The organism is Zobellia alginiliquefaciens (assembly GCF_029323795.1).
Taxonomy (GTDB): Bacteria; Bacteroidota; Bacteroidia; order Flavobacteriales; family Flavobacteriaceae; genus Zobellia; species Zobellia alginiliquefaciens.
In genome coordinates this window covers 2,614,336-2,625,515 of the sequence record NZ_CP119758.1, presented here as the reverse complement: position 1 = coordinate 2,625,515, position 11,180 = coordinate 2,614,336, and the positions used below count along the sequence as shown (strand labels likewise).

The following is an 11,180-nucleotide window of genomic DNA, read 5'->3' as shown; positions in this document are numbered from 1 at the left end:
GATTTTTTTCTTTTATTTGGATGGAATGACATGTCCGTTTTCGAACCATGCTTCCACGGCTTTTATATATTCTTCTTTAGATACCGGAGGCACTTCACGAGGTTCCCCTTTGGCATCAACTCCTGGATGAAAAGCCCATAACACCAATTTGTCTTCGGTTAAATGATGTAGAATATCCTCGGGCGTACGGCCGCCATTACGTCCCGTATCCATCATGGAGGCTGCAATTTCAAATCTATCCAGCCCCTGCCATTGCATAGAATGCGGAGCCAATGACCAATGTGGTGCCCCAGGAACCCCGGAATATGGATTGTTTTCCGTCTGATGGCAAGTGGTGCATTTTGTGGCTTCAAAGCCGAGATTGTTTTCTCCCCTACTCATCCCAAAGTCGTGAGGGTCGCCCTCAATCCCCTGTTTGGGCACATGATCGTTCGGGTGGCAGTTAACGCAGCGCGGGTGCGTCAACACATCCATCATTTTATGAAAAGCTATATCAGAAGGAGTTTCGCTATTTTTTTTTGAAGGAGGAACAGAAACATAATCACTTTCCGAAGGGGTATACATAGATGCGAGAACGAAGCCCGCCATTAACAGAAAGAGTATGAGAATATAGGATTTTGTTTTCATAGCTAGAGGTATTTCAAGTTTACCTATAGCTCTAAAGTTACTTAATAATTAAAGAATACTACGCTGTTCCATTGATAACGCCCCCTTATGGCCTGATACAGGAAGTATTAACCGCACAAACCTTTACTTGGCTATTGCAACAGAATCACTGGCCACAAAAAAGGTCTCAATTTCAGGATTGATTCCGTAATTAATGGCGAGGCCTGAATTTTCGCTCTTTAAGCTCTCGAGGGCTTCGTTAGACAGTTCCGTTTTCCATACATACAGACTTTTTAAACTTCCCAATTGCTTAAAAACAGATATGCTTTTGTCCGTTACCGGGGTTTCATAAATTTTTAAAAGCCGAAGGTTTTTTAATGCCGTTAGTTTTTCCACCTCTGCATCGGTAACAGGAGTTTTATCCACTTCGAGCCATTCCAGATTTTGACATCTGGCTACGAAATCCATTTCCGCTGAACCAATGGGCAACCCACTTAAATCGAGTTCCACAATGTTAGCCGCAATACGCTCCATGGCAATAATAGGTGCCGCAGTATACTCGGGCGGCGAAAACACATCAATACTTAAAGCGTTGGAATTCGCTGCCATTCGCTCTATGGTGAGATAATCGTTCGATAAATTCTTTATTGTACTATCCGCCACAACGGGAAGACTGGCCCATTTTGATTCGGCATCCCCTTCTTTCAAACCTTTTATGAGTGCTACCAAAGGTTCACTTTCCGGTAATTGGTCAAATCTAAGGGTATCCGAAGCGCCCAAAGCCACCCATCTTTCCAAAATCTCTATTTCACTTTGGGTCAACGGTGCTTTGCCTTCCGGTGGCATATGTTCTTCGTCTTCCGCCGGAAGGTGCAATCTACTGATTAGCTGACTTTTTATGGGGTCCCCAGGAATAAGCGTCTGACCGCTCTCCCCTCCTTTTAGCAACTCTTCTAAATTGGTCATGAGTAGTTCGCCCTTCTTTTTATTGGGATTGTGGCATGACACACATTTATCCTCTAAAATTGTGGTTACTACATCCGCATAAATCACAGGATTTTCTGGAATCTCTTTTTCTTTTTTGTTTGTGGGAAGTGCTAAAAATTCCTCCCCATGGGTGACCATTCCGCCATAGTGCCCCGTAACCGCCACCAAACCGACCATGACAACTTGAAGCACCTTCGTATACATCGTACCGCTCAATCCTCTATTCGCCAGAACATACCAAAGGGAAGCTACTAAGGCCACACCTCCACCCAGCCATTGGTGCCAAAAGAGCAAATCTCCTTTTACCAGGGTTTCCTTTCCTAGGAAAAACCCGGAAACAGCAGTCACTAAAGCCGAGAGCACCGCAACTACGAGTAATTCGTCCGGAACTTTTTTTCCTGTTAGCCCTAAAAAAACAGCGATCAACAGAAGTACAATCGGAAAATGGAGAATCAATGGATGCCAACGCCCCAGCCACGCCACAAGATTTGGCAACTCTATATACGAATCGAAAATCAAACAAAAAATAAGAAATACGGATAGCCCCAAAATGGCATAGTCTACCCAACGGTTTTTCAGAATACGGGTCATTGGTTATGCTAATAGGTCTTTGATTACATTCCCGGCAACATCGGTCAATCGGAAACGTCTTCCTTGATATTTATAGGTCATTTGCTCGTGGTCCAATCCCATGGCATGCATTAAGGTGGCATGAAAATCATGCACGTGCACCGGATTTTCAACAATATTATATCCAAACTCATCAGTCTTACCATAATTGAGACCTGGCTTGATACCTCCTCCAGCCATCCAAATACTGAACGCACGTGGGTGGTGATCACGACCAAAATCTTTTGGATCAAACTTACCTTGGCAGAAGTTCGTCCTTCCAAATTCACCGCCCCAAACTACCAACGTATCCTCTAACATGCCCCTTTGCTTCAAATCCATGACTAACGCTGCGGAAGCTTGATCTACATCTTTCGCCTGCCCCGCCATGGCATTGGGCAAATTACCGTGTTGATCCCATCCTTGGTGATACAGTTGTATAAAGCGAACTCCGTTTTCTGCCAACCTTCTTGCCTGTAAAGCATTTGCAGCATAGGTGCCCGGCACTTGACAATCCTCCCCGTACAACTTTACAATAGATTCCGGTTCTTTTGAAACGTCCATTACATCGGGTACGGACATTTGCATGCGGTATGCCATTTCATATTGCGCAATACGCGATTCTATTTCGTCATCACCTGTTTCCACATGATGCATTTTGTTCAATTGAGAGACTTCGTTCAACAAATGGCGCTTATCCGATCTTGAGATTCCGTCAGGGTCATTCAAATACAGAACAGGGTCTTTACCCGAGCGCAACAGAACCCCTTGGTGTTTGGAATCTAAAAATCCACTAGACCATAATTTGGAATACAAACCTTGACTGTTGCCCTTTCCCCTAGAGGTCAAAACCACAAAAGAGGGCAAGTTTTTATTTTCACTACCAAGGCCGTAACTCATCCACGAGCCCATACTGGGGCGCCCGGAAATCTGACTTCCCGTTTGAAAGAAGGTAATGGCCGGATCATGGTTGATAGCATCCGTATGCATGCTTTTTACCACGGTAATCTCATCCGCAATTTTGGCAATATGGGGAAAATAGTCACTGACCCAAGCCCCACTCTGACCATGCTGTTTGAAATTAGTGGCCGATGGCATCAACGGAAACTTATCTTGCCCGGATGTCATACCCGTTAACCGCTGTCCGTTTCTTATGGATTCGGGCAAATCTTCACCCATGCGTTTCTTCAATGTAGGCTTGTAATCAAAACTCTCAAATTGCGAGGGGCCACCCGCTTGAAAAAGATAGATAACACGTTTTGCCTTGGGAGCAAAATGAGGAATACCCAGCGGTTGCTGTGCCAAAGGTTGTGCACCTCCGCCTTTAAACAGATCAGGAATCAGTAATGACCCCAAGGCCAGGGAACCAATACCCACGCTCAATTGTGAAAAGAAATGACGCCTGTTTACTTTTAACGGATTTTCATTGTTTTTTTTCTCCTCTTTCATAGCCTTATTCTTTTGTAATGGTTTCGTCTAAATTGTAAATAACTTGAGCAGTCAACATCAATGCCGCTGCTTTTGCAGGGTGTACGTCTATCTGTTCGTAATCGCCTGCGGCCAACAATTTCTCAGCACTCTCTAAATCGTTTGTATACTGATCAAGTGCACTGTGATAATAGGTATTCAACGTCAATAGTTCTTCTTTACGGGGACTACGGACCAAAATGCGTTTAAATAGGTCTTCGACCAACTTGGGATTGTCCGGTTGTTGCTTAATACTCCGTTGTGCCAAAACTCTTGCCGCTTCCAATACCTGTACATCATTCTGCAGCACCAATGCCTGTAAGGGCGTATTAGTTTTTTGCCTTTTCACTTCCGAAAAGTCGCGGGTGGGCGCATCAAAAATGGTCATATTGGGCGGTGGTAATGTGCGCTTCCAAAATGTATACAGAGAACGACGGTATAAATCTTCGCCTTGATCGGGAATGTATTTCGTTAATATTCCCCGGTTACCACCGGCATTCGTTTCTTCCCACAAACCAGCAGGTTGGTAAGGTTTTACACTGGGGCCACCCAACTCCGGATTGAGCAATCCGCTGGTGGTCAAAATATAATCTCTAATCATTTCGCCACTCATTCTAAAACGAGGTGCACGTGCCAACAATTTATTTTCAGGGTCCGCTTTTTTGATTTCCGGTCGTAATTCCGATTTCTGTTGGTAGGTAGCGGATTGCATTATTTTCTTAAGCAAATACTTGGTGTCCCATCTGTGCTCCATAAAATCTACCGCCAACCAATCTAACAACCCGGGATGTGTAGGAAGGCTCCCCTGAACACCAAAATCCCCAGCGGTTTCCACTAACCCCTTACCAAATAACATGGCCCAAATACGATTGACATACACCCGCGCCGTAAGCGGGTTTTTACTATCCGTAAGCCACTGGGCAAGACCTAATCTGTTTTTAGGCAAATTATCGGAGAAAGAAAAAATAGCTTCGGGTGTTTTTGGACTCACAGAATCTGCTGGCTGGTCATATTGTCCCCTATTTAAAATATAGGTGGTCTTTGGTGCCGAATCGTTCATCACCATCACATTGATTTCCGGAAGACTATCCATATTAATGAACGAAAGCACATTTTCCGTTTCTTCTTTTGAAATTTTGATATAAGGTGGATCTGCAAAATACCTAAGTTTTGCTGCCGGAGGAGCGGTCATCTGCAGCCCCTTTTCATCCACTTGGTTAAAAAAAGCGAACATCTCAAAATAATTGGCCTGAGAAATGGCATCGTATTTATGGTCATGGCACTGCGCACATTCCAAAGTAATACCCAAAATTCCCTTTCCTAGCGTATTAGTGCGATCCAAAACGTAATTGGTACGATATTCTTCTTGTACAATACCCCCTTCTTGAGTTATTGGATGATTTCGATTGAAACCCGTAGCCAGAATCTGTTCTTTGGTAGCATTGGGCAAAAGGTCTCCCGCCAATTGCCAGGTCAGAAACTCATCATAAGGTAAATTTTCGTTGAAGGCATGAATCACCCAATCACGCCACGGCCACATGGTACGGTAACTATCATCTTGATATCCGTGAGAATCCGCATAACGTGCTACATCCAACCAAGATTGCGTCATACGCTCACCATAAGCGGGCAACGCTAAAAAGGTGTCTATAATTTCATCAATATCGCCTTTGGCAATTAACTTATCTACCTGTTCGGGAAGCGGAGGTAAGCCTGTTAAATCCAGACTTATTCTGCGTATGAGTGTTTCTATGGGTGCTTTTTCGGAAGGCGAAAGTCCCTTATCCTCTAATTTACCCAGAATGAACCCATCTATTTCATTCTGCGCCCACTCTGTATTTTCGGTTACTGGAAGTTTATCTTTTTCCGGGGAGATATACGCCCAGTGTTTTTCAAATTTAGCACCCTGTTCTATCCATTTTTTAATGAGTTTCTTCTCATAGGAATTCAAAGCCAATTGCGAATCTACTGGGGGCATCAGAATGTCATCATCATCGGAGACGATAACCTTATATACCTCACTTTTCTTTAAATTTTTAGATACAATAGGAAAGTGGCCCGGTTTTTCTTTCAATTCAGAAAAAGCGGCTTCCTCAATATCCAACCGTAAACCGGCCTTTCTTTTGTTGGCATCCGGACCATGGCAGGTATAACAATTATCGGAAAGGATGGGTTTGATATGAAAATTATAATCTACCGTCTCTGGAAGTTTCATATCTGCATACGCATTCGTTTCCGTTTGGAATACTCCTTTCTTGTACATAAAAAGGAATCCAATCAAACCTGCCAAAACTGCTAAAATAACTACCTTATATTTCATTTTCGGAATCGTACATTTTACACTTCATGTGATTCCTTAAAAGTAGCAGATTGCCACAGGGTGCACAACTGAAAGAGTTGCACTTTTTAGTTATTCTTTATCATTTTTTGAATACAACAGCCCGTTTTATGTGAGTTCGACACTTTTTAGCATCCGATTACAGTAATACCGCAGAAAAGAATTAATCTAAAAATAGGTTATACGGAAAGTGTTTTGATGGCAAGCCAAGCCATGAGTCCGCCGCCAATTTCCAAGGCAGATTCATCAATATTAAAAGTGGGGGTATGAAGTCCAGATTGAATATTTTTTTCAACATTGCCCACACCCAGCATATAGAAACAAGCCGGATGCTGCTGGCTGTAGTATGCGAAATCTTCCGCTGCCATCCATTGGTCTAGTTCTTCTACCTTTTCTTCTCCCAAATATGCTTGTGCGTGGCTACGTAAATCCTCCGTTAACAGCGCCTCATTTTTTAAATGTGGATACCCATGGTTAATTTTAAGTTCACAGCTCCCGCCCATAGCCTCTGCCATAGTCGTAACCAATTTAGTCAGTTTTTCCAATGCCGATTTTCGCCAGGTTTCATCAAAAGTCCTAAACGTACCCTCGATGGTTACCTCGTCCGGAATTACATTTATAGCTCCGTTGGCAATTACCTTACCAAAAGAAAGTACGGAAGGTACTTTGGGATCGGCCATACGGCTAACGAGTTGTTGCGCAGCAACAATAATATGTGAGGATATCAATACCGGATCAATCAATTTTTCGGGCATGGCGGCATGACCACCCTTCCCTTTAATGGTCAAAAAAAGTTCGTCCATACTAGCCATAAATTTCCCAGAGCGAAAACCTACTTTTCCGACCGGCATATCTGGCCGTACGTGTTGCCCAATGTGGGGAATGCGCCCCAAGTCAGTATATGCTTTCTCCTGCATGACTTTAATTGCCCCACCCGGACTCAATTCTTCTGCAGGTTGAAACAACAGTTTTACAGTTCCCGAGAAATCACCTTTTAACTCCAAAAGAATCTTGGAGCACAACAAAAGGGAAGCGCTATGTGCATCATGGCCACAGGCGTGCATGACCCCAGGGTTTCCCGAAGCATAGTCAATCTTATTTTCTTCAAGAATTGGTAGGGCATCAATATCTGAACGCAATAGCACCGTCTTACCGGGTTTATCTCCATTTATAGTAGCCAGAAGCCCTGTGCTTGCCACCGATTCAATATCGGTTACTCCAAGCGATAACAACTGCTCTTTAAGATAAGCGCAGGTATTATATTCTTGAAATGACAGTTCAGGATTTTGGTGCAGGTGCCTTCGTATTTCTACAAAATCAGGCGCAAATCTTAAGGCAAGACTTTTAATTATTTGATGACTATCCATAGGTAAAAAGGTATTAAAGTCAAGTATATATTAAAAATCCGTGTGCCATAAAAGACTTACTATTTTGAAAATGTCAAATCGAAATTTACGGTTACCTCATCACCAACAATAATCTGACCGAACATAGCCGTTGGGGGCTCCATTCCGTAATCTTGTAATATCAATTTCTTTTGTCCCGTAATTTTAAGACCGTCAGAAACTGTTTCCATAGTTACCGGAATTTCTACGGACTTTTCCGTTCCCGCAATATTTAAAGTGCCTACCAAAATAGATGTATTCTTTACCTCCACAAGTTTAAAAGTAACATTTGGGTGTTCCTCCTTTTTTAGGGCTTCGTGCATTTTTTTATCCATCGCGGCACCACGCTCACTTTTAATATCTTCTACGGCCACTTCCAAATTAATTTTCTTTGGGGCCGTTCCATCGTATTCTAAGGTGGCATTCACGGTGTTGGCCGCTACTTCCCAATCATGAACGGTAGATGAGCCCGAAATGGTCATTTTACTGGCGTCAGAAAGTGCATATTCTTGCGCCTGGCCTAACCAAGTTAAGCTCACAAAAAGTACTAGAAAAACTGCTTTTTTCATTTTATAAGTTTCAATACGTTAATTAGGAATATGGCTATTCATCTAGAACCGTCTGCCAGAATTGTTTCTGCTCTTCTTCGCTAGGTTGCACCTTAGGGCTCACCAATCTAAAACCAACATAATTGGAATCTGTAAACCACCAAAAACTCTTAGGAATCTGAGGATCACGCTTCTGTTGTTTTAAACTGGATGCCGTTCGTGCGGACGAACGAAGCTTATCGGCATCGTCATCCCAAGAACCACCTCTGTAAGATCGCGGGTGAATAACGGCCGGTGTTACCCACGGGTTTTTCTTATCCGTAGTGGCATAGGCATCTTCTTTGTATTCATCTAATGTCCACTCGGCGGCGTTACCGTGCATATCATACAAACCCCAAGGATTTGGTTTTTTAGAACCTACCTTAGCATACTTGCTCTCCGAGTTTTTGTAATATACCGCATAGTCGCCAATGGCCGCGATATCATCTCCAAAACTATAGGCACTTTCCGTTCCCGCTTTGGCAGCGTACTCCCACTCAGCTTCCGTTGGCAGGCGGTAGAATTTACCGGTTACCGTACTCAACCATTTGCAATACACCAATGCGGAATAAGCAGACATACTCACTGCAGGAAAACCATCTTTTCCCATACCGTATGAAGGGTCTTCATAAGGTGGACTAGGACGTGTAATGGCATCTATTTTTACCACGCGGTCATCATCTAGCTTCACAAAAAGTTCTTTGTTCTGTTTGAAGAAAAGCTCGAATAAATCCCACGTTAGCTCATGCTTTGCCATATAAAAAGCATCTAGCTCCACCTCTTTTTGAGGGCCTTCATCCGCTTTTCTATTCGCTTCCGATTCTGGACTTCCCATGGTAAAAGAGCCTTCGGGAATAAGCACCATATCAAAACTCTTATCGGTTTCGGGAACGGTTTCCGTATAGCCGTTTGACGTTTCCGCAGATGCTTCTGCAGGTATTTTTTCTACGACTTTTTCCTCGGTCGTTTCTACTGTAGTTTTTTCTACAGTGGTTACTGTGTTTGAAGATTTACAAGATTGAAATACCGCCCCAACGAGACAGGCAAATAAGGTAACTTTGGTCAACTGGATTTTCATTGAAATAATGCTTTTGCTAAAAATAGCTTTTTTTATTCATAATAGACAAAAGCTAATACCATTAAACTGCCATATTCTCAATGGCATAACAACACCTACGTAATTTGTTTAAAATAGCCACAAAAGAAATTGGAGCGTTACTTGATAGACCTTACGGCTCTGGCGGAATCATTGAAAATAGCTTATCTTTGACCAGACACGAGAAAAAATTGAAAAATGAAAAAATTGACATTCCTTGCCCTTGCCCTGTTCTTTTCAGCAGGTGTTTTGGCACAAAAAGAAAACACCAAGGATTTAGATAAATTCACAGAGCTTAAGGTCTACGACCGTATCATCGTCTCCCTTGTAAAAAGTAATGAAAACAAGATTGTAATTACAGGTGATGATAGAGATGAAATAAAAATCACAAACAAAAATGGCCTCCTAAAAATAAAAATGGAGTTCGATAATTTTTTGGACGGAAACGAGGCCAAAGCAACCTTATATTATACCGAAGACCTCTCCCTAATCGATTCAAACGAAAATGCCAAAATTCGCTCCGATGAAACCGTTGAGGGGAGCCGTGTAGAAATCAAAACCCAAGAAGGCGGGCACATAGATCTTAAAGTGAACATCAAAGACCTATATACAAAATCTATCACCGGAGGTGAGGTGACGCTTACCGGTTCTGCCACACAGCAGGAAGTGATGGTAAACACAGGTGGTAAAATTTACAACAAACAACTTGATACCGACAAAACTACAGTAGTGGTCAATGCCGGTGGTAGAGCAGATGTAAAAGCTTCGGATAAAGTAACTGCCAAAGTACGTGCCGGTGGCTCTATCTACATTTACGGAAATCCAAAAACTATTGATCGAGACAAGGTTTTTGGCGGAAAAATAAAAGAAATGGACTAAGCTTTCTACTGCTCAATATCACGGGCACTAAAAGCAATCAATTCGCTCTCCTGAAATTCGGGAGTAATTTCAATAGGATTACAGCAGACCTCACAATCTTCTACGTAGGTCTGCTTTTTTATGGAAGGATCTAAAAGCATAGATATGTCTTCCCAACAATATGGACATTGAAAAAAGTGTTCGTACATATTTTAATTCTACAGTTGCACTTGTTTTTTCTCTCTTGAAGATTGATAGATAGCATTGATTAATGCTACGGATATTCGGGCCTCCACACCATCTACCATAGGATTACGACTCTCACGAATAGATTCTACCATATCTTGAAGTACAATTTTATGGTTTTGGTGCCCAATGGCCTTGGGGTCGGCAGCTCCGCTACCTGATGTTTTCGTATCCAAAACCGGAGCATCTTCACCTTGAATATTCCATGCGATGATTTTTCCTCCTTCCATAATAATACTTCCCTTCTCGCCATATACTTCAATGCGCTCCGGATACCCGGGAACCAATGCCGTACCCGCAGTAATCGTACCGATGGCTCCATTTCCAAAATTCACCAGAGCCGCACCTACGTCTTCTCCCTCTATTTTATGGACCCTAGTTTGCACATTTGCGAAGACCGAATCGGCAGGCCCCATAAGATTCATGAGCAAATCGATCGTATGAATACCTTGATTAATAAAAGCGGCGCCACCATCTAGTTCTATGGTTCCCCGCCAATTGCTTTGTGAATAATACGCTTTGGAACGATACCAGTTGATACTAGCATTACCCATCAATAACTTACCTAATTTACCTGATTTTACAGCATCTTCTACAAGGCGGTAATCGGCACTGCATCGGTTCTGAAGTACACAGCCCAATAGCACTTCCTGTTTTTTACATAAGGCGATGAGCCTATCTATTTTATCCGTAGTTACTTCTAGCGGTTTTTCGCATAAAATATGTTTTCCAGCCTTCGCTGCGGCTTCAATCGCCTCACTATGCTTGCCACTCTCGTTGCAAATACATACCAAATTAATTTCCGGAAGCGATAAAAAGGATACATAATCACTATAAACAGGTAGACCGAATTCAGTTTTCACCTGTTCTACCCTATCCACAGATTTTGTACAAAGTCCGATTATCTCAACACCCTCCATCTCAGAAAGACATTTTACATAGGTATGCACAATTGAACCCGTTCCAATAATCCCAATACCGATTTTCGACATGATATAACT

Annotated in this window: 10 protein-coding genes; 1 reads left to right on the top strand and 9 read right to left on the bottom strand. The window is 42.6% G+C overall.

What is annotated here, in order from left to right:
* Positions 1–12 precede the first annotated feature (12 nt).
* The 7 genes from P0077_RS11040 to P0077_RS11010 all read right to left on the bottom strand — a co-directional run bounded on the left by P0077_RS11040 (position 13) and on the right by P0077_RS11010 (position 9,057).
* Positions 13–627 (bottom strand): hypothetical protein, encoded by a 615-nt coding sequence (locus tag P0077_RS11040; protein ID WP_276165309.1) that lies wholly within the window; start codon positions 625–627, stop codon positions 13–15.
* Between the two features lie 123 nt (positions 628–750).
* Positions 751–2,184 (bottom strand): c-type cytochrome domain-containing protein, encoded by a 1,434-nt coding sequence (locus P0077_RS11035; RefSeq protein ID WP_276165308.1) that lies wholly within the window; start codon positions 2,182–2,184, stop codon positions 751–753.
* Positions 2,185–2,187: 3 nt separating this feature from the next.
* Entirely contained in the window at positions 2,188–3,651 is a 1,464-nt protein-coding gene (locus tag P0077_RS11030) for a DUF1501 domain-containing protein (protein WP_276165307.1), read from the bottom strand.
* 4 nt (positions 3,652–3,655) lie between these two features.
* Positions 3,656–5,989, bottom strand: a complete 2,334-nt coding sequence (locus P0077_RS11025) for a PSD1 and planctomycete cytochrome C domain-containing protein (protein WP_276165306.1) — start codon at positions 5,987–5,989, stop codon at positions 3,656–3,658.
* 197 nt (positions 5,990–6,186) lie between these two features.
* A complete protein-coding gene (locus P0077_RS11020; RefSeq protein WP_276165305.1) occupies positions 6,187–7,374 on the bottom strand; it encodes a M20 metallopeptidase family protein in 1,188 nt (395 codons plus the stop codon).
* Between the two features lie 59 nt (positions 7,375–7,433).
* A complete protein-coding gene (locus tag P0077_RS11015; protein ID WP_276165304.1) occupies positions 7,434–7,961 on the bottom strand; it encodes a YceI family protein in 528 nt (175 codons plus the stop codon).
* 34 nt (positions 7,962–7,995) lie between these two features.
* Entirely contained in the window at positions 7,996–9,057 is a 1,062-nt protein-coding gene (locus P0077_RS11010) for a formylglycine-generating enzyme family protein (RefSeq protein ID WP_276165303.1), read from the bottom strand.
* 216 nt (positions 9,058–9,273) lie between these two features.
* Between P0077_RS11010 and P0077_RS11005 the strand changes: the two genes are divergently transcribed.
* Positions 9,274–9,954: a head GIN domain-containing protein gene (locus P0077_RS11005; RefSeq protein WP_276165302.1), complete on the top strand. Its 681-nt coding sequence runs from the start codon at positions 9,274–9,276 to the stop codon at positions 9,952–9,954.
* A gap of 5 nt (positions 9,955–9,959) precedes the next feature.
* Here the strand turns inward: P0077_RS11005 and P0077_RS11000 are convergent, their stop codons facing one another.
* Positions 9,960–10,142: a CPXCG motif-containing cysteine-rich protein gene (locus P0077_RS11000; RefSeq protein WP_276165301.1), complete on the bottom strand. Its 183-nt coding sequence runs from the start codon at positions 10,140–10,142 to the stop codon at positions 9,960–9,962.
* Positions 10,143–10,151: 9 nt separating this feature from the next.
* Positions 10,152–11,171, bottom strand: a complete 1,020-nt coding sequence (locus P0077_RS10995) for a Gfo/Idh/MocA family protein (RefSeq protein ID WP_276165300.1) — start codon at positions 11,169–11,171, stop codon at positions 10,152–10,154.
* Positions 11,172–11,180: the final 9 nt, after the last annotated feature.